The organism is Actinoplanes sp. CA-131856, from assembly GCF_050956135.1.
In the GTDB taxonomy this organism is placed as follows: domain Bacteria; phylum Actinomycetota; class Actinomycetes; order Mycobacteriales; family Micromonosporaceae; genus Actinoplanes.
Genome location: NZ_CP191849.1, coordinates 6,252,756 through 6,278,990, shown reverse-complemented (window position 1 = coordinate 6,278,990; position 26,235 = coordinate 6,252,756). Strand labels below are relative to the sequence as shown.

General features: G+C 71.7%; 29 protein-coding genes. 11 read left to right on the top strand and 18 right to left on the bottom strand.

Annotation, left to right across the window (positions count from 1 at the left end):
- Positions 1-12: 12 nt before the first annotated feature.
- Entirely contained in the window at positions 13-1,089 is a 1,077-nt protein-coding gene (locus ACQP2X_RS29140) for an MFS transporter (protein WP_498687261.1), read from the top strand.
- 9 nt (positions 1,090-1,098) lie between these two features.
- Positions 1,099-1,356, top strand: a complete 258-nt coding sequence (locus tag ACQP2X_RS29135; protein WP_498687258.1) for a hypothetical protein — start codon at positions 1,099-1,101, stop codon at positions 1,354-1,356.
- Positions 1,357-1,527: 171 nt separating this feature from the next.
- On the opposite strand, the gene ACQP2X_RS29130 is transcribed toward ACQP2X_RS29135, so the two are convergent.
- Both ACQP2X_RS29130 and ACQP2X_RS29125 read right to left on the bottom strand, forming a co-directional pair.
- Positions 1,528-2,454, bottom strand: a complete 927-nt coding sequence (locus tag ACQP2X_RS29130) for an SLAC1 family transporter (RefSeq protein WP_498687256.1) — start codon at positions 2,452-2,454, stop codon at positions 1,528-1,530.
- Between the two features lie 203 nt (positions 2,455-2,657).
- Positions 2,658-3,299 (bottom strand): PRC and DUF2382 domain-containing protein, encoded by a 642-nt coding sequence (locus tag ACQP2X_RS29125; RefSeq protein ID WP_498687255.1) that lies wholly within the window; start codon positions 3,297-3,299, stop codon positions 2,658-2,660.
- Between the two features lie 110 nt (positions 3,300-3,409).
- Here ACQP2X_RS29125 and ACQP2X_RS29120 point away from each other — a divergent pair, with 110 nt between their 5' ends.
- A complete protein-coding gene (locus tag ACQP2X_RS29120) occupies positions 3,410-4,195 on the top strand; it encodes a DUF2382 domain-containing protein (RefSeq protein ID WP_498687251.1) in 786 nt (261 codons plus the stop codon).
- A gap of 116 nt (positions 4,196-4,311) precedes the next feature.
- Here ACQP2X_RS29120 and ACQP2X_RS29115 read toward each other — a convergent pair whose 3' ends face one another.
- Both ACQP2X_RS29115 and ACQP2X_RS29110 read right to left on the bottom strand, forming a co-directional pair.
- Entirely contained in the window at positions 4,312-5,304 is a 993-nt protein-coding gene (locus tag ACQP2X_RS29115; RefSeq protein ID WP_498687250.1) for an NAD(P)H-dependent flavin oxidoreductase, read from the bottom strand.
- Between the two features lie 35 nt (positions 5,305-5,339).
- Complete coding sequence (locus ACQP2X_RS29110) at positions 5,340-6,770, bottom strand: GNAT family N-acetyltransferase (protein WP_498687249.1); 1,431 nt, start codon at positions 6,768-6,770, stop codon at positions 5,340-5,342.
- A 70-nt stretch (positions 6,771-6,840) separates the two neighbouring features.
- Here ACQP2X_RS29110 and ACQP2X_RS29105 point away from each other — a divergent pair, with 70 nt between their 5' ends.
- The 3 genes from ACQP2X_RS29105 (at position 6,841) to ACQP2X_RS29095 (ending at position 8,679) form a co-directional block, all read left to right on the top strand.
- On the top strand, positions 6,841-7,473 hold the full coding sequence (locus tag ACQP2X_RS29105; RefSeq protein ID WP_498687248.1) for an HD domain-containing protein: 633 nt from the start codon (positions 6,841-6,843) through the stop codon (positions 7,471-7,473).
- 130 nt (positions 7,474-7,603) lie between these two features.
- Positions 7,604-8,236, top strand: a complete 633-nt coding sequence (locus ACQP2X_RS29100) for an MDR/zinc-dependent alcohol dehydrogenase-like family protein (RefSeq protein WP_498687247.1) — start codon at positions 7,604-7,606, stop codon at positions 8,234-8,236.
- Between the two features lie 101 nt (positions 8,237-8,337).
- Positions 8,338-8,679, top strand: coding sequence for a putative quinol monooxygenase (locus ACQP2X_RS29095; protein WP_498687246.1), 342 nt, complete (start codon positions 8,338-8,340; stop codon positions 8,677-8,679).
- A gap of 16 nt (positions 8,680-8,695) precedes the next feature.
- Here the strand turns inward: ACQP2X_RS29095 and ACQP2X_RS29090 are convergent, their stop codons facing one another.
- Positions 8,696-9,418, bottom strand: coding sequence for an SDR family NAD(P)-dependent oxidoreductase (locus ACQP2X_RS29090; protein WP_498687245.1), 723 nt, complete (start codon positions 9,416-9,418; stop codon positions 8,696-8,698).
- Between the two features lie 71 nt (positions 9,419-9,489).
- On the opposite strand from ACQP2X_RS29090, the gene ACQP2X_RS29085 reads away from it, so the two are divergent.
- On the top strand, positions 9,490-9,948 hold the full coding sequence (locus tag ACQP2X_RS29085; protein ID WP_498687242.1) for an NUDIX domain-containing protein: 459 nt from the start codon (positions 9,490-9,492) through the stop codon (positions 9,946-9,948).
- Here ACQP2X_RS29085 and ACQP2X_RS29080 read toward each other — a convergent pair.
- From ACQP2X_RS29080 to ACQP2X_RS29035, 10 genes are read right to left on the bottom strand one after another with little or no spacing between them, the layout of a single operon-like run.
- A complete protein-coding gene (locus ACQP2X_RS29080) occupies positions 9,914-10,615 on the bottom strand; it encodes a hypothetical protein (RefSeq protein WP_498687240.1) in 702 nt (233 codons plus the stop codon). The genes ACQP2X_RS29085 and ACQP2X_RS29080 overlap by 35 nt on opposite strands.
- A 51-nt stretch (positions 10,616-10,666) precedes the next feature.
- Complete coding sequence (locus ACQP2X_RS29075; RefSeq protein WP_498687238.1) at positions 10,667-12,145, bottom strand: aldehyde ferredoxin oxidoreductase N-terminal domain-containing protein; 1,479 nt, start codon at positions 12,143-12,145, stop codon at positions 10,667-10,669.
- A complete protein-coding gene (locus tag ACQP2X_RS29070; RefSeq protein ID WP_498687236.1) occupies positions 12,136-13,407 on the bottom strand; it encodes an enolase C-terminal domain-like protein in 1,272 nt (423 codons plus the stop codon). Before ACQP2X_RS29070 ends, ACQP2X_RS29075 begins: the two co-directional genes overlap by 10 nt.
- On the bottom strand, positions 13,404-14,228 hold the full coding sequence (locus tag ACQP2X_RS29065) for an amidohydrolase family protein (RefSeq protein ID WP_498687234.1): 825 nt from the start codon (positions 14,226-14,228) through the stop codon (positions 13,404-13,406). The genes ACQP2X_RS29070 and ACQP2X_RS29065 overlap by 4 nt, the downstream gene beginning before the upstream one ends.
- Positions 14,225-15,169, bottom strand: a complete 945-nt coding sequence (locus ACQP2X_RS29060) for an aldo/keto reductase (protein WP_498687233.1) — start codon at positions 15,167-15,169, stop codon at positions 14,225-14,227. Before ACQP2X_RS29060 ends, ACQP2X_RS29065 begins: the two co-directional genes overlap by 4 nt.
- Positions 15,166-16,689, bottom strand: a complete 1,524-nt coding sequence (locus ACQP2X_RS29055) for a sugar ABC transporter ATP-binding protein (RefSeq protein ID WP_498687231.1) — start codon at positions 16,687-16,689, stop codon at positions 15,166-15,168. The genes ACQP2X_RS29060 and ACQP2X_RS29055 overlap by 4 nt, the downstream gene beginning before the upstream one ends.
- Complete coding sequence (locus tag ACQP2X_RS29050; RefSeq protein WP_498687229.1) at positions 16,689-17,645, bottom strand: ABC transporter permease; 957 nt, start codon at positions 17,643-17,645, stop codon at positions 16,689-16,691. Before ACQP2X_RS29050 ends, ACQP2X_RS29055 begins: the two co-directional genes overlap by 1 nt.
- Positions 17,642-18,676 (bottom strand): ABC transporter permease, encoded by a 1,035-nt coding sequence (locus ACQP2X_RS29045; RefSeq protein WP_498687227.1) that lies wholly within the window; start codon positions 18,674-18,676, stop codon positions 17,642-17,644. Before ACQP2X_RS29045 ends, ACQP2X_RS29050 begins: the two co-directional genes overlap by 4 nt.
- Entirely contained in the window at positions 18,673-19,758 is a 1,086-nt protein-coding gene (locus ACQP2X_RS29040) for a mandelate racemase/muconate lactonizing enzyme family protein (protein WP_498687226.1), read from the bottom strand. Before ACQP2X_RS29040 ends, ACQP2X_RS29045 begins: the two co-directional genes overlap by 4 nt.
- Before the next feature lie 9 nt (positions 19,759-19,767).
- Positions 19,768-20,808, bottom strand: coding sequence for a sugar ABC transporter substrate-binding protein (locus tag ACQP2X_RS29035; protein WP_498687224.1), 1,041 nt, complete (start codon positions 20,806-20,808; stop codon positions 19,768-19,770).
- A gap of 96 nt (positions 20,809-20,904) precedes the next feature.
- On the opposite strand from ACQP2X_RS29035, the gene ACQP2X_RS29030 reads away from it, so the two are divergent.
- Positions 20,905-21,561, top strand: a complete 657-nt coding sequence (locus ACQP2X_RS29030; RefSeq protein ID WP_498687222.1) for a GntR family transcriptional regulator — start codon at positions 20,905-20,907, stop codon at positions 21,559-21,561.
- 11 nt (positions 21,562-21,572) lie between these two features.
- A complete protein-coding gene (locus ACQP2X_RS29025; RefSeq protein WP_498687220.1) occupies positions 21,573-21,935 on the top strand; it encodes a VOC family protein in 363 nt (120 codons plus the stop codon).
- Here ACQP2X_RS29025 and ACQP2X_RS29020 read toward each other — a convergent pair.
- Positions 21,932-22,564: a class I SAM-dependent methyltransferase gene (locus ACQP2X_RS29020; protein ID WP_498687218.1), complete on the bottom strand. Its 633-nt coding sequence runs from the start codon at positions 22,562-22,564 to the stop codon at positions 21,932-21,934. The genes ACQP2X_RS29025 and ACQP2X_RS29020 overlap by 4 nt on opposite strands.
- A gap of 67 nt (positions 22,565-22,631) precedes the next feature.
- Here ACQP2X_RS29020 and ACQP2X_RS29015 point away from each other — a divergent pair, with 67 nt between their 5' ends.
- Positions 22,632-23,060: an SRPBCC family protein gene (locus ACQP2X_RS29015; protein WP_498687214.1), complete on the top strand. Its 429-nt coding sequence runs from the start codon at positions 22,632-22,634 to the stop codon at positions 23,058-23,060.
- Positions 23,053-23,391 carry an ArsR/SmtB family transcription factor gene (locus ACQP2X_RS29010; RefSeq protein ID WP_498687212.1) on the top strand — a complete coding sequence of 113 codons (339 nt, stop codon included), beginning with the start codon at positions 23,053-23,055 and terminating at the stop codon, positions 23,389-23,391. Before ACQP2X_RS29015 ends, ACQP2X_RS29010 begins: the two co-directional genes overlap by 8 nt.
- On the opposite strand, the gene ACQP2X_RS29005 is transcribed toward ACQP2X_RS29010, so the two are convergent.
- Together ACQP2X_RS29005 and ACQP2X_RS29000 are read right to left on the bottom strand one after the other, a co-directional pair.
- Positions 23,379-25,424 carry a glycoside hydrolase family 99 protein gene (locus ACQP2X_RS29005; RefSeq protein WP_498687210.1) on the bottom strand — a complete coding sequence of 682 codons (2,046 nt, stop codon included), beginning with the start codon at positions 25,422-25,424 and terminating at the stop codon, positions 23,379-23,381. The two genes, ACQP2X_RS29010 and ACQP2X_RS29005, sit on opposite strands and share 13 nt — an antisense overlap.
- The gene (locus ACQP2X_RS29000) at positions 25,361-26,233 is read right to left on the bottom strand and encodes a CPBP family intramembrane glutamic endopeptidase (protein ID WP_498687208.1); all 873 of its coding nucleotides are present in this window, start codon (positions 26,231-26,233) and stop codon (positions 25,361-25,363) included. The genes ACQP2X_RS29005 and ACQP2X_RS29000 overlap by 64 nt, the downstream gene beginning before the upstream one ends.
- Between the last annotated feature and the right edge of the window lie 2 nt (positions 26,234-26,235).

Here is a 26,235-nt window from a genome sequence, read left to right as displayed (position 1 = left end):
CAGACTCTACCGATGGGCTCGATGTACGTCCGGTGGGTGTGGTGCCGTGCGGTGCTGCACCGTGGATGGTGGCTGGTCACCAGCGTCTACCTGGTCACCGACGTACACCTGGGCCCTTCTCGGCTCGTCCTGATCGGCGTCGTCCAAGCGGTGGTGGCACTGATCTTCGAAGTGCCCGCCGGTGTCGTCGCCGACACGCTGAGCCGCCGGTGGTCGCTGGTGGTCTCGCATGTGCTGATGGGCGCCGCCATGCTCACGACGGGACTGGTGGACAACTTTCCGGCGATCCTGGCGACCCAGGCCCTGTGGGGGCTGTCGTGGACGTTCGCCAGCGGGGCCGACGTGGCCTGGATCAGCGACGAGCTCGAGGACCCGGCCGAGGTGCCACGGGTCCTGATCCGGGCCGAGCGCGCGCAGCTCACCGGCACGGTCGCCGGGCTGGCCGGCGTCGGCGGGCTGGCCTGGCTGCTCGGGCGGAGCCCGGCGATGGTCATGGCGGGTGCGTCGATGACGCTTCTGGGGTTGTACGTCGGTGCGCGCTTCCGGGAGCGCCGTTTCGTTCCGGCGCCGGCGCGGCGGTGGCGGGCGGCGTGGGCGATCCTGCGGCAGGGGGTGCGGGGCAGCCGCGTACTCCTGGGTGTCTTCGTGACTTCGATGCTGATGACCGGGATGGCCGACGCGTTCGGGCGCCTCTATCCGCTGAGGCTGATCGGGCTGGCGCCGTCGGCCGACCCGGTGGTGTGGTTCACCGGCCTCGGCGTGGTGATGTGCCTCGTGGCGGCGGCCGCCCTCCGGATCGTCCAGCCCTGGGCCGGCCGCCCGCGGACGGTGCGCCGGGGCTACGTGACGGCCTGCGCGGTCGCGGTGGCCGGGGTGGCCGGTCTGGCGTTCGCGCCCGGAGCGGTGAGCGGCAGTGTCGCGGTGGTGCTGGCCGCGGGGGCGTTCCCGCTGACGCGCAGCTTCGCGACCCTGTGGGTCAATGGGGAGACGGTGGGGGCGGTGCGGGCCACCGTGCACTCGCTGCTGGCCCAGGCCGGTTACGTGGGAAGCATCGTCTGCGGGCTCACGATCGCCGTCGCCGGTCGGTAGCCTGGCGGCGTGCGGACGGTGGCGGCGGGACTCGGGCAGACCCTGGCGATCTGGGCCGCGGTCGTGGCCGTCGTGATGGCTGTGCCGCATGGCGCGGTCGCTCTGACCAGCATCCTCACCGGGCTGCTGGCCTGTGTGGTGCTCGGCGTCTGGCACAAGCGGCGGGCCCGCGCCGACAACGCGGTCGGGGCGTTCACCGGGGTCGTGCTGTGGCCGGTGCTGATCGGAGCCGCCCTGATCGCCGTCAACATCGCGGCGTACGAGTGACATCACGCGATGCCCTGGAGCTGATCTCCGACGCCATCCGGCGGGGCCCTCGCGGGACGCACCGTCACCCTGACCGGCGACCAGCGGGCCGTGGCCGCCGGTCAGACCGCCGGCGTGGCGAGCGGCGGCCCAGCTGGGCGGTCCGGCCCATCCGGCTCTGGGCATCGATCGCTAGACGAGCACCGGGTCGCGGTGGTGGGTTCGCTTGCGCAGGGCCAGGGCGGACGACTTGACGGCGATCAGGCCGATCAGGATCGTCACCACGGCCAGGACCAGCCAGGACAGGGGACGCCAGGCCGTCGCGTGTTCGCCCGCCAGCCAGTGGATGGTGTAGGTGCCGCTGGCCGCGATGGTGAAGGTCAGGGCCCAGAAGCCGTGTGCGAACGGCTGGCGCAGGTAGTTCGGGGTCAGGAACAGCTGCACCAGCAGCAGCGGGACCATCGTGCCGAGCAGGAGCAGGTCGATGGTGTCGAGGGTGCCGCCGTTGATGGCGTACCAGGCGTTGCCGGCGACGGCCGGTGGGGCCGAGAAGATGGCCATCGTCGGCAATAGCGGGCCGGGCAGGGCCGGGCGCAGGGCCAGGCGGCCCAGCAGCAGGGCACCGATCAGGAACCAGAAGAGGATGCCGACGCCGAAGGCGCCGACCGCGATGGCGTGCCAGCCGGCCAGGGCGGCCGATTGGGCGCCGATCAGCGAGGCGGCGACGGTCGGCAGCAGGTAGCCGGCGTGCAGGGTGTCGATGTCGAGGCCGCCGCTGAGCAGGTGGGCCACGAACCAGCCGGCGAAGATCGTGGCCAGCACCAGCATGACGGCGATGACGACGCGGCCGCCGGTGAGCCACGTGCCGGCGAGGCGGCCGCCCAGCAGCAGGCCGGTGGTCGGCACCAGCGCGGCGAACGGGCCCAGGATCGGGTGGCGCAGGTCGGCCGGCGTGGCCTTGGCGAAGTAGCGGACCAGCAACGTCGTCCAGACCACCAGAACCGCCCACCACAGGACGTTGCCCACGAAGTGGGGCACGAGGCCGGCGGCGGCCGCGGCTGTCCAGGTGCCGGCCAGCCCGGCGAGCCCGAAGGCGATACCGAAGAGGTTGAGCGGCATCGTGGTCCTTCCGTCGGTGAGCACTGTCGGAACAAGGCTCGCCGGACGGACGGCCCACCGAATCAGTCAAATGACTGGCGCAGAAATTCCCGGCCGGCCGATCTCCGGCCGGCCGCGCGCGGGGCGAGCCCCGTCACGCGGCTCAGGTATCGGCCCGCGGCCGGCTTTGACAAAAGCGCGCCGGAAATGGCACGGGATGCAGTTTATTCGGCCGGGCCCTCGTATTCGATCTGTTCTTTGTGGACCGGAGCGGTGACCGTTTCCTCGCCGGTCACGGTCTGTTTGCTCAGGCGTACGCGCTCGACCGGCACCCGCTCGGTGGTCACGACCGGGCGCTCGGCGTAGAGGGTCGTGTCGGTGGGCGGACCGTCGGGCGCCTCGACCGGCACCCGCTCGAGGTGCACCTCCTCGCGGGTGACCGGCACTGTCACCTGACGCTCCTCGGTGACCAGGTGCTTGCGCAGGCGTACCTTGGTCACGGGCTCTTTCCGCACGCTGGTGACCAGGCGTTCCTCCGAGCGTGTCATGGCGTCGTCGTAACCGTAGTGCGCCTGGAGACGGTCGGCGTCCGCCTGCTCCAGCGGGCCCTCGGTGTCCACCATGGGCGCGGCCCGGACGTGAGTTTCGTCGACCGCGACGGTCAGCCGGCCGGTGTCCAGGTGGGCGCCGCGCAACGGGGCGAAGGACTCCTGGAAGCTCATCGAGCCGGTGCGGACCGTCACCCACAGTGGCTCGCCGCCGTGCGGGTCGAGGTAGATCCGGCCGACCGTTCCGAGGGGGTGGCCCGCATTGTCGTACACCTCGGCGCCGCTCAGGTCGCCGAGATCGTCCTGTGTGATCGCCATTTTCGTCGGATACCCACGTGAGTGAGTAAAACACTTTCGAAATCGCGTGCATGACGGCAAAGACCACGGGTACGGCTCGGGGCGTACCCAGCTCCGAGGAGGACCCCCTGATGATTACCCTGGACCAGGTTCGCGCCCTGAGCGGACACGACGTGTACGGCCCCGACGGCGACAAGATCGGCAGCGTCGGGCAGGTGTGGGAGGACGGCGCCGGGCAGCCCACGTGGGCGAGCGTCAAGACCGGCCTGTTCGGGCTCAAGGAGTCGTTCGTGCCGCTGAGCCAGGCCGACCTCGACGGCGACCGGCTGGTGCTGCCGTTCGACAAGGCCAAGGTGAAGGACGCGCCGCACGTGGACGCGTCGCACGACGAGCCGCTGACCCAGGACGACGTCGAGCGGCTGTACGAGTACTACGGGCTCAGCTGGCAGGACAGCGCCCGTGCCTACGAGGCCGGTGCGGCCGCCGGAAACGCCAACTACACCGGCCGTGACCGCGATCGCGACGGTGTCGACGACGGCGCGATGACCCGTTCCGAGGAACGCCTCGAGGCCGGCACCCGGCGCGAGGAGGCCGGCCGTGCCCGGCTGCGCAAGTACGTGGTGACCGAGCAGCAGCAGGCCACCATTCCGGTGGAGCGTGAGGAGGTACGCCTCGAGCGCGAGCCGATCACCGACGCCAACCGGGGCGCCGCGTTCGCCGGCCCCGACCTCACCGAGTCGGAGCACGAGGTCACGCTGCACGCCGACCGCCCGGTCGTGGAGACCGAGACCGTGCCGGTCGAGCGGGTCCGCCTCGGCAAGGAGCGCGTCACCGACGAGGAGACCGTCTCCGGCGAGGTGCGCAAGGAGCGCATCGAGGCCGACCTGCCGGGCGAGGACAACCGCCGGTTCAGCTGAGCCGTTCGGCCAGGACGCAGACCGCGAGCAGGTGCAGGGAGGGCCAGGAGGCGCTTCCATGACGAGCGACCGTACGGACCCTCTCCGCACCCGGCAAGGTCCAACCGGACTGATCCCTACGGGGTCAGCGCCTCGATCAGCTCTGCGACGCGGCCCGGGCGGGCCGAGGCGAAGCCGGTCCCGGCCCACAGGTTCAGGGCCGACGCGTCCCCGGCGGCCGCGGCGGCGGCCCGGATCGGGGCCGTCAGATGGTGGATCGCCGGATATCCGACCGGCGCCGCCCCCGAGTACGTGTCGATGAAGCGGTTGCGCAGGCCACGCGCCGGATGACCGGTGAACGCCCGGGTCACCGCGGTCTCCCGATAGGCGCCCGAGAGCATGGCCTCGCGCTGGGCGGGCCGGGTGCCGGCCTCGTCGGCCAGCAGGAAGAACGTCCCGGCCTGGACAGCGGCCGCGCCCGCGGTCAGCAGCGCCGCCACGTCGGCGGCCGAGCCGGTGCCACCGGCCACGATGACCGGTCGCGAGGTCACCGCGAGCACGTCGGCCAGGACTTCCGGCGCCGTCGTGGTCCCCCGATAGGTGGCCGGGCCGGTGGTGGAGGCGTGACCGCCGGCCGTTCCGGCCTGGGCGATGAGGGCGGCGGGCCCGGCGGCCAGGGCCCGTACCGCCTCGTCGCGGTTGGTCACCGTGATCAGCACATTTCGCAAAGCGGAGACAACGCCGGCGGGCGGAACGCCGAAGGTGAAGCTGACGTACGGCACCTCGTACTCGATCGCCAGCGCCACCTTGGCGTCGAAATGGTCGTCGTCGTCGAGACGCAGCGGCGGCAGCTCCACCCCGTAGCGTGCCGCCTCCGGAAACAGGCTCTCCCGATACCGGAGGAGCGGTTCCGGGTCCGGCGGCTGCGGCGTGGGCACAAAGATGTTCAGGCCGTACGGGACCCCGGCGCTCCGTACCGTCCGCAGCTCTTCCTCGACCGCCGCCGGCGTCTTGTACCCGGCCGCGAGAAAGCCGAGCGCCCCGGCTTTCCCGGCCGCGACGACCAGGGCCGCTGTGGTGGGTCCACCCGCCATCGGGGCGACGACGACGGGACCGGGCAGTTCGCGCATGGATCGACCCTACGGCGACGGCGACCGGCGCCCGATCATCCGACCCGCTTGACGTAGCGGTGGCAGGGCACGCCGATCGTGCCGCCCGCGTGCCGGGCCTGATAGTCGAAGGTGCCGTCGTCGGCCCAGCCGCGCCGCTCGTAGAAGCGCCGGGCCCGCGCGTTGCCGGTCACCACGGCCAGCCAGGCCGTCTCGTGCCCGGCCGCCGCGACCTGCCGCTCGGCCGCGTCGAGCAGGTCGGCCGCCACGCCGCTGCCCCGGCTGGCCGCGGTCACGAAGACCTGCTCGACCTCGTCGCCGTCGACGGTGGCGAAGCCCACGATCGCGCCGTCGAGCACGGCGACCGTCGTCCGCGCGACCATGGCCGCGGTGCGGGCGTCGAAGGTCTCCGGCGTACGGAGCCGGACGAGCTCCTCGGACACGTGCCCCAGGTGACCGTCGCGCCAGGCCGATTCCCAGATCCGCGCGATGGTGGGAACGTCCTCGTCACGGGCTGGCCGCAGATCCGCCGACATGCGCCGACCGTACCGGAAGCGCTGTTGATAGGCGCGAGGTGAGACGCCGATCCGGCCGATGACGGCCCGCCGCAACGTCTCCGTGCTGCCGATGCCGGTGCGCCCGGCGGCCGCCGTCACCGAGTGGCCCTCGGTGAGCAGCCGCAGGGCGGCGTCGACCCGCACCGACTCGACGTATTTGGCCGGGCTGGTGCCCAGCTCGTCGCGGAACAGCCGGGACAGGTGACGCGGGCTGACCGCGATCCTCGAGGCCAGCGCCGGGATCGCGTGGTCGCCGGCCGGGTCGGCGGCGACCGCGTCGGTCAGTTCCCGCAGCTTCGGGGTGGTCGGCCGGGGCAGCGTCAGCGACGGTGAGAACTGCGACTGCCCGCCCGGGCGCTGGAGGAAGACGACCAGCTCCCGGGCCACCGTGCGGGCCGCCGGTTCGCCGTTGTCCCGCTCGACCAGCGCCAGGGCCAGGTCGATGCCGGCCGAGACGCCGGCCGAGGTGTAGACGGCGCCGTCCCGCACGAACAAGCTGTCCGGCTCGACGGTGATGCCCGGGAAGGCGGCGCCGAGCAGACGGGCGTGGCGCCAGTGCGTGGTCGCGCGGCGGCCGTCGAGCAGCCCCGCCGCCGCGAGGATGAAGGCCCCCGTACAGATGGAAGCCGTTCTCTCCGCCTTTTCCGACAGCAGGCGGGCGGCGTCGATCAGCGGCCGCGGGATCGGCGTCACCGGCAGGGCGTCGCCGCCGACGATGAGCGCGGTGCCGACGTCGCGGGCCTCGTGGGCCGGCCCGTCGACCGGCACCCGCAGGCCGGTCGAGCTCACCACGTCACGGCCGTCGGGCGACCTGACCTCCAGCTCGTAGCCGCCGGCCTCGGCGAAGACCTCCAGCGGCCCGGCCAGGTCGAGCATCTTCATGCCGTCGAAGACGAGCGCGGTGACCCGGTGCACGATCCTGCCTCCCATGTCCCGATCTGAGGCAAGCATGGCAGGAAGGACACGGCGTCGCCGGTCGCTCGCGGGTGAGGGTGGGCACATGAACATCGCCGGCATCGACATTCCCGACTCCGCACTGGCCCGCGAGGCCACCGCCCTGGTCCGCGAGGCCACCGACGACCTGCTTTTCCACCACTCCCACCGGGTCTTCCTGTTCGGCTCGCTCCAGGGAATCCGGCTCGGGCTTCAGGCCAGACCCGAGCTGCTGTACGTCGGCGCGCTCTTCCACGACCTCGGCCTGACCCCGCGCCACCGGCGCGACGACCAGCGCTTCGAGATGGACGGTGCCGACGAGGCCCGCCGCTTCCTGCTGGCTCACGGCATCGGACCGGACGACGCGCGCGTGGTGTGGGAGGCGGTGGCCCTGCACACCACCCCCGAGATCCCGTACCGCCTCGAACCGGAAATCGCCCTGGTCACGGCCGGGGTGGAGACCGACGTGCTGGGGATCGGCCTCGGCGACCTCGACCCGGCGGCGGTCCGCGCGGTGACCGAGGCGCACCCGCGGCCCGGCTTCAAGAAGGCCATCGTCGACGCCTTCGCCGAGGGTTTCCGCCACCGCCCGGACACGACGTTCGGGACGGTCAACGGCGACGTCCTCGAACACCGGGTCCCCGGATATCGCCACATCGACTTCGTCGACGTGATCGAGAACTCGGCCTGGCCGTCGTGACGGCGGGGAACATCTGATCCATGCGATCAGAGGTGTTCAGCGACTCAGGGGCGGTCCCGGCGCCCGGCGCCGGCGAGATCCGGATCCGGGTGCACGTCGCGGGCGTGAACCCGCAGGCGACGGCGCGGGCGTGGTCGACGCGGCCGGGCCGGAGGTGCCGGGCCTGGCGGTCGGCGACCTCGTATGGGTCTGGGGTGCGACCGGCGCCGTCCAGAAATACATGGTGGTGCCCCGGCGCCACGCCGTTCCGCTGCCGCCGGGGATCTCGTTCGACGTGGGCGCCTCGCTCGGCGTTCCGGCGCTGACCGCGCACCGGGCGCTCACTGCCGCCACCGGCGAGCCGCGGCGGCTCGTGCCGGGCGCCCTGACCGGCCGGGTGGTGCTGGTGGCGGGCGCCTCCGGAGCGGTCGAGAACGCCGCCATCCAGCTCGCCTCGTGGGCGGGCGCGCACGTGGTGGTCACGGCCGGTTCCCCGGCCGAGGCCGAACTGGCCCGGGCGGCCGGCGCCGATCACGTCCGCCTTCCCGGCTCCGCTCCGGCCGAGGAGCCCGACCTCGTCGTCGATCCGGCCGAGGCCAAGAACATGACGGCGGAGCAGCGGGACGAGGCGGTGGCGGCGGTGACCGCGGCCGTGGCCGCCCACCGCCTGCGGGTGGGGCCGGAGGCGGGGCTGCCGATCACGCGCTTCCCACTGTCCGAGGCCACCACGGCGTTCGAGGCGGCCGGGAGTCAGGCCGCCGGCAAGGTGCTCATCGACATCTGATCGCGCCAGACCTCCGGATGCCGTTCGATCAGCCGTCCACCACCGCGGCGCGGGCGGCCTGGCCCTGCTGCCCTGACGCTGTCCTCTGGTGCAATGCAGTGATGAGCATCTTCGTACGAGCCCGCTTCACCGCCCGCGCCGGCCGGCAGGCCGAGTTCGAGGACGTCACGACGGCCCTGACCGCCCGCGCCGCCCAGGAACCCGGCACCCTGACCTACCGCTGGTTCGGCCCGGTGGACGGCGAATACCTGGTCATCGAGCAGTACGCCGACACGCCGGCCGCCATCACCCACAACGAACGGTCGGCCGACCTCCTGGCCCGCGCGGCCGACACCGCCGAGATGGTGTCGGCCGAGCTCTACGGCACGCTGGGCCCCGAGCTCCAGGCCTGGGTGGACGCCAACCCTCAGGTCACCGTTTATCCCGACTTCCCACACGGCTGAATTCAGGTCCCGCTGGTCACGCCGTGAAACCTCCGTCCACGTTCAGGGTCGCGCCGGTGATGTAGCGGGCGGCCGGTGTGGCCAGGAAGGCGACCGCGGCGGCGATGTCGGCGGGCTCGGCGTAGTGGCCGAGGGCGGTCAGGGCGGCGATCGTGGCGTCGGGCCGGTTGAGGTCGGTGTCGGTGGGGCCGGGGTTGACCAGGTTCACCGTGATGGCCCGGGGGCCCAGCTCGCGGGCCAGGGCCTTGGTGAGGCCGGTCAGCGCGGTCTTGCTCATCGAGTAGAGGGAGAAGCCGGGGAAGACCGCGCGTTCGGCCACGTTGCTGCCGATGGAGATGATGCGGCCGCCCGCGGGCAGGTGGCGGGCGGCGGCCTGGCAGGCCAGAAACGGGGCCCGGATGTTGACGGCGATCGTCTCCTCGAGGTCGCCGGAGGTCAGCTCGTCCAGCGGTCCCAGGCGGAAGGCGCCCGCGTTGTTGACGAGGATGTCGAGGCGGCCCAGCTCCGCGACTGTGCGGTCGACCGCGGCGCTCACCGCCCCGGGGTCGGCGCTGTCCGCCTGGAAGGCGGTGGCGGGCCGGGCCACGGATGAGGTCACGGCCTCGGCGCTGGCTCGATCCCGTTGGTACGTCAGGGCTATGCCGGCGCCCGTCCCGGCCAGTTTCCGGGCCACGGCCGCGCCGATGCCGCGCCCGCCGCCGATGACGAGGGCGACTTTTCCGTCGAGTGCGTTGTCCACGATGATGAGCCTGGCCGGTCGGTGGCTCACCGTCTGGCGGAGATCGGACGCGGCGATGGGGGACTCGGCTCATGACGGATGGTGACAGGATTCCGAGGGCGGCGGCCGTGGTGGTCGACGGGGCTCGCGTACTGATTGTCAAACGGTTCCTGCGGATGGACAACAACTGTCCTATGTGTGCGGAAGGCGAGCCGGTCTGTCCGGGACATCACTACGCGGTGCTTCCCGGTGGGCACGTCGAGGCCGGTGAGAGCGCGGCCGAGGCGGCCGTACGGGAACTTCGCGAGGAGACCACGCTGCGAGCCGCGATCGAGCGGCAGTTGTGGACTGGCCGGCACAACGAGCGGCCGGCCTTCTACTTCCTGATGCGCGGGGTCACCGGGGTGCCCACGCGGGCGGGCGACGAGCTGCTGGAGGACGGGCCGGACAACCGTTCCGAGCTGCTGTGGGTAGGACCCGATCAGTTCGAGGCGCTCAACCTGCACCCGGCTGATGTCAGGGCGCCGCTGACGGAGCTGCTGGCGGGTTAGGAGCCGATGGGCGCCCGGCGACCAGATCGGCGATGTCGAGGCCCCAGTGGCCGAACCGGGCGTCCAGCCCGTCGGCGCGGGCCCGCGCGCGGGCCAGGCGGCCGGCGTCGTAACGCTTGCGGGCCCAGGCCGACGTGGGCCGGGCCAGTCGTACGGCGCCGGCCCAGGCGACCGGGGGCAGGAAGACGCCCAGGACGGCTGTCGAGTACTTCCCCTTGCGGACGCAGACGAGCAGCGCCACCACGTGCGCCAGCGCGGCCGGCACGACCAGATGGCCGGTGCCGGTGGCGAGCGGGTTCAGGCCGAGCAGCACGAGGCCGAGCACGCTGAGCGTCAGCGCCACCAGCCGCACCGACAGCTGCCCCTCGGGCGACCAGTACACGTCCTGCAGATGCAGGATCAGCGCGAACTCGTCCAGGATCAGCGACGACCCGCCTCCGATCAGCACCCCCGCGATGTCGGCCCATGGGCGGTGGCCGCCCACCGCCACCGACAGATAGGCGCCGGTCAGCGTCAGGATGATGCCGGGCACCGCGTGGTGAATGTGGACGCCACCGGAGACGTTGTTGCGGAACGGCCCGACTCCGGCCCGGATCAGGCGCGTGATGGTGCGGGTCGCCACGAACGTCACCAGGAACGACACGAACAGCAGCGCGAACGGCGTCATCCCTCCAGCATCCGGCCCGGCCCGCCCGAGCGGCCCGCCGGGAGACGACCGTCACGGCGAGGAGGTGAGGACCTCTTCGCGCAGGGACTCGGCCGCGGCCTCGAAGGACTGGCGGTCCAGGACGGCGCCCGCGTACTTTCCCGACCTGACCGGCTCGTCGAAGAACAGGCCGGGCATGACACCGGGACGTAGGCCCAGGCGCTGGTTGACCTGGTGTTGCAGGCGCAGGCGGGTGGCGCCCAGCGCGAGCACGTCGGGCCGGCGCCCGGTCACCGCCTCGACCAGGTCCTCGACCATCGTGAGGGTCAGCGGGCGGGTCGGTGTGGAGGCGAACAGGCACACGCCGAGGGCGTCCAGGCCGCTCCACAGGCGCATCAGCTGGGCCGTGCGCGGCACGTCGAGTTCTCCGCGCGGGCGCGGGACGGTCAGGCCCAGGCGTTCCATTTCGGGATAGGCCGCGGGCAGGCCGTCGACCGGGTCGAAGTCGAGGTCGTGCTCGATGATGTCGTAGCGGGGGCCGATCGGGGCCACCACGTAGGCCAGCCCCAGATTGGGCTGCACGCGCGGGTCGAACGGCGGGATCGCCACCCCGTTCACCGAAAGAAGGCCGGTCGCCGAGACGGGATCGGTGCCCCGCTGCTCGTGGACGCGCAGCTGCGACCAGTCGCCACCGAGGGCCGCGAGAGCCTCCTGGTGCAGCCCCGCCCCGGCGTACACCTTGACGCAGTCGGTGGGGCAGCCGGGACAAGCGGCGACCGACGCGGGGCCGGGTGGGGGAGGCGGGGTGAAGCCGCGCGTGGTGTCGGTGAAGCCGTCGACCGGGGCGTAGCCGGGCTCGCCCGACCACACGCCGAAGCCGGGAAGGCCCTTCTGCCACGTCGAGAGCGAGTTCGCCGACGCCGCCGAGGCGTAGCGGGCGGCCAGCGAGGTGAGCGCCGCCGGCGACCGCACGGGAGGAACCGCGGATCCCACGCACACGACCGCCTTCACGTTGCGGCCGCCGAGGATCGCGCCGAAGCCCAGTCGCGGCAGGGGGTGGTGACGGCAGGTGACGATCGAGGCGTACGGCACCCCGCGCTCCCCGGCCGGCCCGATCACCGCCACGGCCGCCGAGGCGCCATAGCGGTCGAGCAGACGGGATGTGGCCGCCCCGGTCTCCAGGCCCCACAGGTCGCCGGCCGGTTCGATCCGGGCCCCGCCGTCGCTGATGACGACCACCGACGGCTCGGCGGCTCGCCCGTACAGGACGACGCCGGTCACCCCGGCCGCCCTCAGCCCGGCCGCGAACGGCCCCTCGGCCCGGGTCTCGGCCACACCGCCGGACAGCGGCGAGACCCCCACGGCCGCGCACCGGGCCGTGCCCACTGCCCCGGACCCGCCGACCGTGCCCGCCACGAGCGCCACCGGCGGATCGTCCACCGGGGCGGCCAGCACGTGCCGCAGCGCGGCCACGGGACCGTCGTAGTCGCCCTCGACCGGCGGGACGACCGGGGCCGCCCCGCCGGAGAGGGATACGGCGATCAGGCCCACTCGGGCCCGTCCGGGAACGAGTACCGCTCGATCGAGGCCGGGTGCATCCGGGCCGAGAAGCCGGGCGCGGACGGGGCCTGGTAGGCGCCGTCGCGGATGACGACCGGGTCGGTGAAGTGCTCGTGCAGGTGGTCGACGTATTCGATGACGCGGTTGTCGAGGCGGCCCGACACGGCCACGTAGTCGAACATCGACAGGTGCTGCACGACCTCGCACAGGCCGACGCCGCCCGCGTGCGGGCAGACCGGTTTGCCGAACTTGGCCGCCAGCAACAGGATCGCCAGGTTCTCGTTGACGCCGGCCACCCGGCAGGCGTCGATCTGCACGAAGTCGACCGCCTCGGCCTGGAGCAGCTGCTTGAAGACGATCCGGTTCTGCACGTGCTCGCCGGTCGCCACCGGCACGCCGGCGCCGCGCCGGATCGCCGCGTGGCCGAGGATGTCGTCGGGGCTGGTCGGCTCCTCGATCCACCAGGGATCGTACGGGGCGAGCGCGGCCATCCAGTCGATCGCCTCGGCCACGTCCCAGCGCTGGTTGGCGTCGACGGCGATGCGGATGCCGTCCCCGACGACCTCCCGGGCCAGCCGCATCCGGCGCACGTCGTCGTCGAGGGAGGCGCCCACCTTAAGCTTGATCTGGCGGTAGCCGTCGGCCACGGCCTCCCGGGCCAGTCGTGTGAGCTTGGCGTCGTCGTAGCCGAGCCAGCCGGGCGAGGTGGTGTACGCGGGATAGCCGTGCTGCTCCAGATGTGCGATCCGCTCGTCCCTACCGGCGCGGGCACCCTCCAGGATGGACAGCGCCTCGTCGCGGGTGAGGGCGTCGCTCAGGTAACGCCAGTCGACCAGGTCGACGATCTGTGCCGGTGAAAGCGAGGAAAGGTAACGCCACAGCGGAAGGCCGGCCGCCCGCGCGGCCAGGTCCCAGGCCGCGTTGACGAGCGCGGCCGTGGCCAGGCTGGTGACGCCCTTCTCCGGGCCGAGCCAGCGGATCTGCGAGTCGTGGGTGAGCCGGCGGGAGAACTCGCCGAGGTCGCTCGCGTCCTGACCGACCACGAACGGGGCCAGAGCGTCGATGGCGGCCCGGACCACCTCGTTGCCCCGGCCGATGGTGAAGGTGAACCCGTAGCCCTCGGCGCCGGACTCGGTGCGCAGCACCACGTAGGCGGCCGAGTAGTCGGGGTCGGGGTTCATCGCGTCGGAGCCGTCCAACTCGCGCGAGGTGGGGAAACGCACGTCGTACGTCTCGATGGCGACGATCTTCAAAGTTGTTGCTCCAAGCGGTAGGTGCGAACGGCGGTGCCGCCGAAGACGTCCTCCGGCATCCCGCCGAGTGTTTCCACCAAGGCGTTCTTCACCTCGGCATACGTGGCGGCCAGTTCGCAGACGGGCCAGTCCGAGCCGAACATCAGCCGGTCGGTGCCGAACAGCGCGACGGCGGTCTCCACGTACGGTTTGAGGTCGCCGGCCGTCCAGTTCTCGTGGTCGGCCTCGGTGACCAGACCGGACAGCTTGGCGACGACGTTGGGGCGGGCGGCCACGGGCGCGACGAGGTCACGCCATTCGGCCAGGCCGCCGGCCGCGATGGCCGGCTTGCCCAGGTGGTCCAGGACGAACACCGAGTCGGGGAAGGCGGCCGCGGCCCGCGCCACCGACGGCAATTGGTCGGCGCTGACCACGAGCTCGTTGACCAGCCCGGCCGCCGCGACGGTGGCCAGGCCGGCGTGCAGCTCATCCAGGAAATGGGGCCCGTTGCCCTGCACCTGGTCGCGGATGCCGACCAGGAGGTGCCCGCCGGTGCCGGCGCGGTGTTCGGCGATCGACGAGGCCAGCCGCGGCGACGCGAGCGACGCCCAGCCCACGACACCCGCGATCTCCGGGGTCGCCTCCGCGATCCGAAGGAACGATGTCGTCTCCGCGTCGTCTCCTCGCCCGGCCTCGACCAGCACGGTCCGGTCGACGCCGGCCGACGCCAGGGCCGCCCGCAGGTCGTCCACCGTGTAGTCGCGCCGGATGCGGGCCAGCGACGGGTCCTGGAGCCAGGCGTAGTCGGCGGTCCACAGGTGGTGATGGGCGTCGATGATCACGCGTCCAGTTCCTTCCAGAGCTCTTCCGGGATGGGCAGGGTCGCCATTTTGACCGCGTCCTCGACCTCGGCCGGCGACCGGACCCCCACGAGCACGCACGCGATGGCCGGATGGCGGAACGGGAACTGAAGAGCGGCCGCCCGTAGCGGAACCCGGTGCTCCGCGCAGATCCGCTGCATCTCGAGGGCCCGTTCGAGGGTCGCGGGGTCGACCGGCGCGTAGTCGAAGGTGGCGTCCGGCGACGGGTCGGCCAGCAGCCCCGAGTTGAACACGCCGGCCGCGATGACCGACACGCCACGGGAAAGACAGAGCGGCAGCAGCTCGTCGGCGCCCGACCGGTCCAGCAACGTGTACCGCCCGGCCAGCAGCACGCTGTCCAGCTGGCCGGTGCGCACGAAGTCGGCCAGCATCGCCGACTGGTTCATGCCGGCCGACACCGCACCGATCCGGCCCTCGGCGCGCATCTTCACCAGCTGCGGCAGCGCCTCGCCCGAGGCCGCCGTGAAATGGTCGTCCGGGTCGTGCAGGTGCACGATGTCGGCCCGGTCCAGCCCCAGACGGGCCAGGCTCTCCTCGTACGACGTCACCACGCCGGCGGCGCTGAAGTCGAACACGGGGGAGACGTCGGCGGGCTCGGCCCAGATGCCCTGGTCCTCGCCGTCACCCGGCCGCAGCAACCGGCCGACCTTTGTGGACAGAACGAACTCGGACCGCGTCTTGCGCGAGAGCACCTGGCCCGCCCGCAGCTCCGTCAGACCGTTGCCGTACAAGGGCGCCACGTCGAAGTAGCGGATACCCAGGTCCCATCCGCGTTCGACGGTCGCGTGCGCCTGCTCCTCGCTCACCGGCGAGTAGAGGCCGCCGATCGGCGCCAGTCCGAGCCCCAGCCGGGTCACCTCGACCCCGGTCGTGCCGATGCGGGCCCGTTCGATCGGGTTCATGCCGCGCTCACTCCTGAATCGATGTGTGTCTCGGCGTGGATCAGCCGGATGATCCGCCGGCTCATCCGCGCGTAGTCGTGGTCGTTGGCCAGTTCGCCGACGATCCGCAGGCCGCTCATCACCGCGATCCGGTCGGCCAGGGCCACCGTCTCGGGCAGATCGGACGAGATGAGCAGCAGGGCCAGCCCGTCCGCGGCCAGCCCGGCGATGAGCTCGTGGAAGGCGGCCTTCGTGCGGACGTCGATGCCCACCGTCGGCTCGTCGACGATGAGGATGTCGCAGTCGGCGGCCAGCCATTTGGCCAGGCTCACCTTCTGCTGGTTGCCGCCGGAGAGCTGACCGGCCAGCTGCTGCGGCGACGCGATCCGGATGCCGAGCCGTTCCACGTACGTGTCGGTCAGCTTCCGTTCGGCGCGGTCACCGACGAGCCCGGCCTTGGCCAGCCGCCGCCACACGGTGACCGCGATGTTGCGGGCGATCGGCTGTTTCAGGAACAGGCCCTCGTCCTTGCGGTCCTCGGTCACGTAGCCGAGGCGGTGGCGGCGCAGCGCCTCGCCGACCGAGGCGATCCGGGCCGGCCTGCCGTGGATCTCGACGGTGCCGCCGGTGATCCGCTCCAGGCCGAGGACGGCCTTGGCCAGCTCGCTGCGCCCGGCGCCGACCAGCCCGTACAGGCCGAGGATCTCGCCCGGGCGCACTTCGAGCGAGACGTCCTTGTGGCCCAGCGCGGTCGAGACGCCGTCGAGCCTCAGCGCCGGCTCGGCCGTGGCCGAGACCGTGCGCTCGGGCAGCGAGACCGACTCGTACGCCCGGCCCACCATGAGGTCGACGACCTGGCTCTGGGTGAAGTCCTCGAGCGGGGCGGCCTCGGTGACGCTGCGGCCGTCGCGCAGCACGGTGACCGTGTCGGCCACCGCGAAGACCTCCTCCAGCTTGTGGCTGACCAGCACCACGGCGTGCCCGGAGTCGCGCAGCCGTCGCACGACCGTGTAGAGCCGGTCGGCCTCGTCGCCGGTCAGCGACGCGGTCGGCTCGTCGAGCAGCAGCACCTTGCTGTCCAGGCTGAGCGCCTTGGCGATCTCGACGAGCTGGGCCTGTGCCACCGACAGCCGCGAGATCGGCGCGTCCGGGTCGAGGTCGACCTCCAGCAGATCGAGGACACGGCGGGCCTCGGCCCGCATCCGCCCCCGGTCGACCCAGCCGCCGGTGCTCGGCAGATGGTGCAGGGAGATGTTCTCGGCCACCGAGAAGGCCGGGATGAGGTTGCGTTCCTGGTGCACCACACCGATGCCGGCCCGCTGGGCGTCCATCGGGTTGCCGAAGTGCTGCTCGCCGCCGTCGAGCACGATCCGGCCGCCGTCCGGGCGGTAGACGCCGGTCAGCAGCTTGACCAGGGTGCTCTTGCCGGCGCCGTTCTCGCCGAGCAGCGCGTGGACCGTTCCGGCGTCCAGCTTCAGCGTGGCCTCGTCCAGCGCCCGTACGCCGGGAAAGGTCTTGACCAGTTTCTCCGCCGTCAGCATCAGGTGGTCGCCAGCCTTCCCGTGAGCCGCTCGCGCGCCGTGCCGAGCAGGACGGCGCCCAGCACGACGGCGCCGATGATGAGGTCGACCCAGCGCGGGTTGATGCCGAACTGGGCCTGCATGACGTCCACGAGCCGGATGAGGAAGGCGGCCAGGACGGTGCCGGTCACACTCACCATGCCACCGGCCAGGGCCACGCCGCCGATGATCGGCGCCGCGAAGCTCGGCAGGAGCAGGTCGTCGCCGATGGTCGCGTTGACCGAGCCCGAGGCGGCCACCGTGAGGACCGCCGCGACGCCGGCCAGGAGACCGGAGAGGCCGTGGGCGACGATCAGCGACCGGTCGTTGGAGATGCCGGAAAGCCGTGCCGAGAAGGGGCTTCCGCCGCTGGCGAGCAATCGGCGCCCGCTGACCGTCCGGGCGAAGTAGAGCCCGACCAGCACGGCCACCGCCAGCGCGGTCAGAAAGACCAGGGGCAGACCCAGGACCGAGGCTTTCCCGTACGCCCGGAGGCCCTCCGAGTAGCCCTGAAAGGTGTCCGGGCCGTTCACCCCGTACCGGAGCCCCTGAATGATGGTCATCGTGGCCAGGGTGACGATGAAGCCGTTGATTCTGGTCAGCACCACCAGCGCGCCGTTGGCCAGCCCCACGGCCAGGCCGAGCAGCAGCGCCGCCGGCACCGCCAGGACGGCGGGCAGCCCGGCCTCGAGCATCAGCCAGGCCGACACCATCGCGCACAGGCCGGTGAGCGCGCCGACCGAGAGGTTCATCTGGCCGACCGCCAGCACCACCATCTGGGACAGCCCGATGACGATGGGCACGGCCAGGAAGCGGAAGAACGCGCTCAGGGTGCCCGAGGAGAGCAGGTTGCCGCCGGTGGCCACGGCCAGCGCGACGAAACCGAGGACGGCGATGACGGCGAGCGTGAACTCAGGCGTACGGGAAAGGCTTTTCATGGCTTTGCCCCTCGTCTCTCGGCGAGAACGTGGCGGAGGCGGTCCAGTGACAGCGCGGCCAGCAGCACGAGTCCGATGTAGAGCTGGAGCTGGTCGAGCTGGAACTGCAACAGGTTGAGGCCCTTGTAGATGACCTGGGTGAGGGTGGCGCCCAGAACCGTGCCGAGCACGCTGACCGCGCCGCCGGCCAGCAGCGTGCCGCCGAGTACGGGTGCCAGGAAGGACGGCAGCAGGAAGCCGTCGCCGATGCTGGCCGAGAAGGCGCCGTTGTTGGCGGCGAGGAGGAAGCCGGCGAGACCGGCGACCAGGCCGCTCAGGGCGTGCGCCTGCACGACGCGGGCCCGGGTGGGAATGCCGGAGAGCTCGGCCGCCCGCAGGTTCGAGCCGGTCATCAGCATCTCCCGGCCGAGCCGCGCATGGCGGAAGAGCAGACCGGCCAGCAGCGCGGCGGCGACCGCGAACGGGACCACCAGAGGGATCCGGGGACCGCAGACGTCGCCCAGGCAGTAGTCGGCGAACGTGTCGAACCGCAGCGCCTCCATGCCGGCCGGCATCGTGGGGAAGGCGACGCCGCCGGTGACGCCGGTGTAGAGGATGGTGATGAGGCCGACCAGCGCGAAGTCCATGGCCAGGGTGACCACGAACGAGTTCACGCCGGTCCGCGAGATGATGAGCCCGGCCAGCGCGCCCAGCGCGGCCCCGACCAGCAGCCCGGCCGCGAGGCTCAGGACGAGGCCGAAGCCGAGCTTGTCGTGGACCAGGCCCATGGCGAAGGCGCTGGTGGCGGCCATCCGGCCGACCGCCATGTTCATGTGCCCGAGCGAGAGGACCATGAGCTGGGACAGGCCGACCACCACGTAGACGCTGATGTCGGCCTGCATGGGCACGAGCGTCAGCTGCGTGTCCATGAACGCGGGCCGCAGCGCGGTGAACAGGATGACCAGCGCGATCAGCAGCACCACCAGGCCCAGGCGCGGGTTGGCCCAGAGGGGCATCCGCCGGGCCCGGGGAGCGGCCGCGACCGCCGTCATCGCGTCCTCCGGTCGTCGATGGCGTCGCGGTCCCAGGCGATGCCGAGCCCGGGCGCCGACGGGGCGAGCGCGTGGCCGTCCGCCACGGCGATCTCGTCGCTGGTGATGGTCCGCAACTGTGGGATGTGCTCGAGATAGCGGCTGTTGGGCACGGCGCAGCACAGGCTGATGTGCAGCTCCATCAGGAAGTGCGGGCAGACCACGATGTTGGCCGCCTCGGCCAGGTGCGCCACCTTCAGCCACGGGGTGATGCCGCCGATCCGGGCCACGTCGACCTGGACGACCCCGGCCGCGCCGCGGCGCACGTACTCGGCGAACTGGCCCGGCGCGTACATGGACTCGCCCACGGCGACCGGGATCGTCGTGTTGCGGGACAGGGCCTCGTGCCCGGCCACGTCCTCGGCCGGCAGCGGCTCCTCGAACCAGTACGGGTCGTACGGTTCGAGCAGCCGGGCCCGGCGGATCGCGTCGCTGGCGGTCAGCGCCTGGTTGGCGTCGAGCATGACGTCGAAGCCGGGGCCGACCGCGTCGCGGACGGCCGCCAGCCTTTCCGCGTCCTCGCGGGGTGACCGGCCCACCTTCATCTTGATGCCCGGCCACCCCGCCTTCTTGCTGGTGAGCGCGCCGGATACCAGCTCCTCGGTGGTGAGCTGGAGCCAGCCGCCCTCCGTGTCGTACAAGGGAATGCGGTCCTTGGCCCCGCCCGCCAGCACCCACAGCGGCTGACCGGCCTCCTTGCAGCGCAGGTCCCACAGCGCGGTGTCGACAGCGGCCAGCGCCAGGGACGTGATGGCGCCGACCGTGGTCGCCTTCGTGTGCAGGAAGAGATCCCGCCACACCGCCTCGACCCGCCGCGGGTCCTGGCCCGGCAGCCGGGGCAGCAGATAGTCGCGCAGCAGCGCGAGCACGGCGGTGCCGCCGGTGCCGATCGTGTACGTGTAGCCGGTGCCTTCGCCGCCGTCGTCCGTACGGATCTCGACGAACACCGTCTCCTGCGCCAGGAACGTCTGGAGGGCGTCGGTGCGCAACGTCTCGACGGGCACGTCGACGAGGTACGCCTCGGCGTGGGTGATGACGGGCACGAAAGCTCCTTAGTTGCAGGCGAGGTACTGGTCGTCGAACGCCTTGCGGAGCTCGTCGGTCTTGGCGGTGCGATCCTTCTCGTACGTCTCGACCTCGGCCTTGGTGACCACGAAGGAGCCGGAGTCGACGGTCACGCCGGGCTCCTTCATCGTGCAGCCGCCGGAGAGCTTCATCAGCGCGTACGACCCGACGAGGGCCTGTCCCACCGGGTTCTGCAGGACGGTGCCGGCGACCGAGCCGTCCTTGATGCCGTCGAGGATCGTCTTGTCGTCGTCGATCGCGATCACCTTGATCGGCAGCTTGGCCTGCTTGACGCCCTCGGCGCTGGCCACGGCCGGGTTGTAGGCGGTGTTGACGATCGCGTTGATCTGCGAGCCCTTGGCCGCGAGCAGGTCGGCCACGGCCTTCTGCGCGGTCTGCAGGTCGGTGTCGATGTCGGTGACGACCTGGAGGATCTTCACCTGCCCGCCGGTCTCACCGACCGCCTTCTCGACGCCGGCGATGCGCCGCTGCGTGTTCGAGTCGACCTTGTTGCCGGTCAGGTGGACCAGATTGCCCTTGCCGCCGATCGAGTCGATGGCGGCCTTGGCGGCCTTGTAGGCGGCCTCCTGCACGTCGGTGGAGAGGCAGAAGTCGGCCTTGTCGACGTCGCCGGCCGGGCACGAGGCGAGGCTGCCCACGGCGAAGCCCTGGCGCTTGAGGTCCTCGAAGGTGGAGTTGATGTTCTCCGGGGCCACCCCGAAGATCCCGAAGGCGTTGTAGCCCTGCGCCGCGAGGGACTTCACGACGTCGTTCTGCTTGGTCTGGTCCCAGCCGGAGGTCTCGTTGAAGGTGACGTCGGCGAGCTTGAACTCGCTCTTGGCATCGGCCGCGGTCGTCTTCCAGGGCTGGAAGTAGGGATGGGCACCACCCGGCACCAGCGCGATCTTCACCTGGTCGGGGGTCTTACCTGACGCTGCTTGCTCGTTGTCGCTCTTCTTGGTGCATCCGGCCGACGCGACGATCGCCACGAGGGCGACGCCGGTGCCGAGACGCCGCACGAGACTCATCCGGCTTCCTCTCAACTTCGTAGATCCTATAGGATGTTTCCTGGATGTGTACCGGGTCACATGCCGGACCGTCAAGACCTCAGGAAGAGTGGCTCCATGACGCTGCCAAGGCTCAAGCGCTCCACGCTGGGCGACGATGTCTACGACACGCTCCGCTCGGCCGTGCTCGAACACGTCATGAAGCCGGGCGACCGGGTCAACATCGACGCCCTGGCCCGCGACCTGGAGGTCTCACCGACGCCCGTGCGGGAGGCCCTGGCCCGGCTGGAGTCCGAGGGCCTGGTCCGCAAACGCCCCCTGGCCGGATATACGGTGAGCCCGCTGCTGACCCGCGCCGAGTTCAACGACATGTTCGACATGCGCCTGCTGCTGGAGTGCGCGGCCGCCCGCTGGGCCGCGTCGAGGGCGACCCCGGAGCAGCGCTCCACCCTGACCGTCGAGGCGGCCCGGACGATAGAGGGCGGCGACGAACGCCAGTGGCACGCGGCGTTCACGGCGCTGGACGCCCACTTGCACGACCTGATCGCGGAGGCCTCCGGAAGCCCGCTGCTGCGCGAGACCATCACCCGGCTGCACTCCCACTTGCATCTGCACAGGCGCTATTTCCCGTACGCCCAGACCGCCGTCACCAACGACGAACATCAGCTCATCGCCGCCGCCATCGAGCGCTCCGACCCCGACGCCGCCGAGCAGGCCATGCGGATCCACCTGACCCGCGCGCGGGAACGGCACCTGGTCGCCTTTCAGGACTAGGGTCGGAAGACGTGGAACTGGTGGTGGTCCTCGACTGCTCCGACCTGGAACGGTCGGGCGCCTTCTGGTGCGGCGTGCTGGGATATCGGGCCGAGCCCAGCTCGTCCGGGCGCTATCGGCAGCTGCGGCCCGCGGACGGGCCCGGCGTCGAACTGCTGCTCCAGCGGGTCCCCGAGCCCAAGATCGCCAAGAACCGGCTGCATCTGGATCTGCGCGTGCCCGATCTGGCCGCTGAGACGCAGCGGGTGACGGCGCTCGGCGCCCGGCGGGTCACGGACGAGCCGATCGTGGAGGACGGCTGGAGCTGGCACGTGCTCGCCGATCCCGACGGCAACGAGTTCTGCGTCCTTCAGCCCCCGGTCGGCGAAAACTAGGGCAGGCGCGTCTTGCGGGCCACCAGTTGCAGAGCCGTGGCCGGGTGGGCGTTCATGGTCTCGACCTCCACCTCCCACGTCGCGGCGGTGGCGAAACGGGACAGGATCAGGCTTTCCAGCCAGTCGGCGCTGTGGTGGCGCAGGACGGCGCCGTCGTCGGTGCGGAACGTGCCGTACGGGCCGTGGGTGCCGGCGTCGCGCTCGTAGCGGGCGATGTTGCGGTCGTCGACCTGGAGCAGCAGGTCGCTGACGTAGAGGAGGCCGCCCGGGCGCAGGACGCGGGCCAGCTCGGCGATCAGGGCACGCTGGTCGTCCTCCGACGGGACGCAGGTCAGGACGGCGATCAGCAGCACGGCGTCGACGCTGCCGTCCGCGTGGGGCAGCCGCGGCGGGTCGGTCAGCACGTGGAACGGAAGCCCGGGGTGGTCGCGGCGGGCCCGCTCGATCAGCGCCGCCGACGGGTCGAACCCCTCGACGTCGGCGAACCCGTGCTCGCGGGCGAGCGCGGTGACCCGCCCGTAGCCGCAGCCGTAGTCGACGATGCGTGACCCGGCGGGCAGCCACGAGAAGTCGACGGGATGCGTGAACGTCTTCCCCGCGCCGGTGGTGTCCCAGTAGGGCTCATACACGCCCCTCATCGTTGCACTGATCCCGGGACATTGACCGCTCTAACGTCTTACCCTACGGTAATACATTATGCCTGAGGTTGCGCGTTCCATCGAGATCCCCCGGCCGCCGAGTGCGGTGTGGCGCTGGCTGTCCACCGCCGACGGGCTGCGGGAGTGGCTCTCGCCCGAGGTCGAGATCGATCTGCGGGTCGGCGGGGCCTATCGGATGCCCGGCGGCGACGGGGAGACCTGGATCAGCGGGGTGGTGCTGGAGCTCGTGCCCGAGGGACGGCTGGTCCTCTCCTGGCTCGAGGAGGACGCTGGGTGGGTGCATCCGGGCCGGCTGGTCGTCGCGCTGGAGGCGGTCACCGGCGGGACGCGGGTCTCGCTGGTGCACGACGGGTTCGCGGGGATCGGCAAGGCGGACTGGCAGGGCACGGCCGAGGCGTACGAGCGCGGCGCCGGCAAACACCAGGTCCTGTCGCGCCTGGCCGTGGCAGTGGGTGGCGGTGACTGAGGAGGAGCTGTTCCGGGCGATGGCCGACCCGACCCGGCGGCGCATCCTCGATCTGCTCGCCGAGCGTGGCACGCTCAGCGTGAGCGAGCTGTCGGCGCAGTTTCCGGGGCTGGTGACCTCCGGCATCTCCAAGCATCTGATGGCCCTGCGGGCGGCGGGTCTGGTCACCGCCACCCGGCAGGGGCGCCATCAGCTGTACGCCATCGACGCCGACGCGATGTCGCGGGCCATGGCGCCGTGGGTGGCCCGCTACGAGGCGTACTGGACGGGCGCTCTCGACCGCCTGAAGAAGGCGGCCGGTCAGGAGGAGGCAGCCGGTCAGGAGGAGTAGGCCTCCAGGGCCGAGAGCTGGCCGGCCGGCCAGCCCGTGTTGCCGGTGAAGGTCGCTCGGACGTAGCGCGCCTGCGTGGGCGGGCACGTGACGGTCACCGTGTTGCCGCGGGCGGGGTCGAAGGCGCGCGGGGCGGCGGCCGACAGCGTCGTCGTGCCGTCGGTGAGGGCGATGGTCTGCGTGCGCGCGCCCCACGAGGGCGGCAGTTTGAGCACGACGCGGGAGACCGTGGTCGTGGCGCCCAGGTCGACCTGGATCCATTGCGGGAAGGCGTTGTTGCCGCTTTCCCAATACGTGCCGGCGTCGCCGTCGACCGCGTTGCCGGGGGTGTAGTTCTGCACCGAGGCGCTCGCCGTGGCCGGTCGCCCGCGGGCGAGGTCGCCGGCGGGCGGGGGCGTGCTGTCGGCGTACACCTGCAATTGGGAGATCTGCGCCGCCGGCCAGCCCGAGTTTGCGCCGAAGGTGAGCCGGAGATTGCGCACCGCCGTGCCGGGAAGCGTGATGGTCACGGTGTTTCCGGAGGCGGGGTCGAAGGTGTACGTCGTGGCGGGGCCGCCCTGGACGGCGATGCTCTGGGTGCGGCGTTCCCAGCCGGCGGGCAGGCGCAGGACGAGACGGGTGACGGCGTGGGCGGCGCCGAGGTCGACCTCGAACCACTGCGGGAACGCGCCGCCGCTCTCCCAATAGGTGGTGGCGCTGCCGTCGACGGCGTTGGCCGCCGCGAAACCGCCGTTGCTGCTGCTCGCGCTGACCGCCTTGCCGGCGGCGAGATCTCCGGTGGGTTGCGGTGGCGTCGTCAGCGCCGGCTGAGTCGGCCGTACGGCCGTGAGCGCCAGCTGTCCCTTCAACATGCGGCCGCCGTCGGTGGTGATGCGCAGGTAGTAGTCCGACGAGCAGAAGGTGCCGTCCTCGTCGAGCGCGCGGATGCCCGTGCCGGCCGGCACCGAGGCGGCCGTCTCGGCGGTCTTGGCGATCTGGTTGCCCTCGTTGAACTCGTCGAACATCGACACGTAGAGGCCCTGGGCGCCCAGCCGCACCATGTTGTAGATGCTGCGCCAGTAGAAATCGCCGTGCCGGCGATGGCCGGAGGACAGGTCGCCGGGGAGCACGCACGGCTGATAGTCGATGCCGTGGGCGTTGCAGTCGGCCTGGTCGGCGGTGTTCACATTGGACAGGAACCAGTCGAGGCCGTCGAGTGTGCCGGTGCGGCCGACCATCCACGGCGACAGCATGTGGAAGGCGTGGTAGACGTCGAGGAAGCCGGTGCGGCTGTCGTTCTTGCCCTCACGCCAATAGGTCGGCACGCCGCCGATGACGTAGCAGCCCTGCGCCTTCAGCCAGTTGACGACGTCGAGACAGGCCGCCGGCGCGAACGGGCGGCCGTCGTCGTCGAAGCCGAAGCCCCAGACGCAGACGACCGGCTTGCCGTTCTGCCGTGCGTAGGCGGCCGAAGCGGTGTGCGCGGACATCTTGGTGGTCCAGTCCGTCTTCAGCTCGGACTGCATGTTCGTCCAGCCCGTGACGTCGTACATGATGTAGAACTTGCGGCCTGTCGCCTCGGCCGCCGTGCGCACCTTGACCGCCATCGCGTCGCGGGTGGGCCCCTCGTCGCCGACCGGGTTGAACCGTTGCAGGGCGGCGGTGTCGATGCCGTAGGTGCGCATCCACGCGAAATGCGTGTCGACGGTCTGCTGGTCGTACGAGGAGAACAGCGCCGCCGGGCCGCCGTTGCCCAGAGGGGGATAGGCGGTCGGATAGGTGTGGGTGAAGTCCCGCAGATCGGGCCACGACACGATCGTCGTGTTGCTCGGTGAGGGCGGCTGGAAGCGGTCGCGGCTCCAGTGCCACCAGCCGCCGATCGGCGCGCCGTCGCCCGGGCACGAGAACCACCCCTGATAGCCGACGCTGATCTTGCCGACGACGTCGCCCGGCGGGGAGGCGGCCCGGGCCGGGCCGCCGCCGGCCTCGCTCAGCAGGGCCGCGGCGGAGCCGGCGGCGGTCGCGGACAGCAGCGTGCGACGGGTGAGGCGCATGGGGACTCCGTGGGGATGGAGGGGAACCGATTGACGGTCATCATTCCGCTTCCCGTCACATGGCCGCAATAGTTGGACACATCAATGAAATATTTTGTCCGTACGCCTGGAAGGTCGATGCAGGAAGGCCAGCAGCGGCACGAGGATGCTCGCGTCACGACGAGCACGGTGAACTGCGGGGGATAGGTGCGTTCCCACAACTGCCAGGTGCCGACCAGGCCGTGGACGATCGCCGGGGGCCACATCGAGTGCCCGCCGCGCTCCCACAGCCAGGCGAACGGCACGCAGGTCACGGCGGCGCTGGTCAGGGCCAGCAGGCCGACCATGGGGCCCGAGGTGATCAGGATGGGCACGTGGGTCAGGGCGATCAGCGGGATGGACAGGGCCACCGCGCGGCCGAAGCGGGCCCGCCGGCGCAGATGCCCGAAGGCGAAGCCGCGCCAGACCAGCTCCTCGGCGGCGCCGTGGAAGAGCAGGGCCGCCACAAGGACGGCGGGCCAGTTCGGCCGGAGGGTGAGGCGCACGTCGAGCAGGGCGGCGCCACCGAGATAGGTGGCGATCACGAGGGCGCCGATCAGCGTGGCCACGAGGCAGGCGCGGGCCGTGGACGGCCGGATGCGCAGGCCCAGAAGCACCGGCACCCGCGAGAAGGGCTGGCCCAGCAGGTAGCGAAGGCCGAGGACGAGGACGGCCGAAGCGGTGGCCAGCGCGGCCACGGTGGCCGGCAGTGACGGCGGCGAGGTCACGAGCCGGTCGAGGGCCAGCCAGGCCACCCCGAAGATCAGCAGGAAGCGCACGGTCCCGGACATGG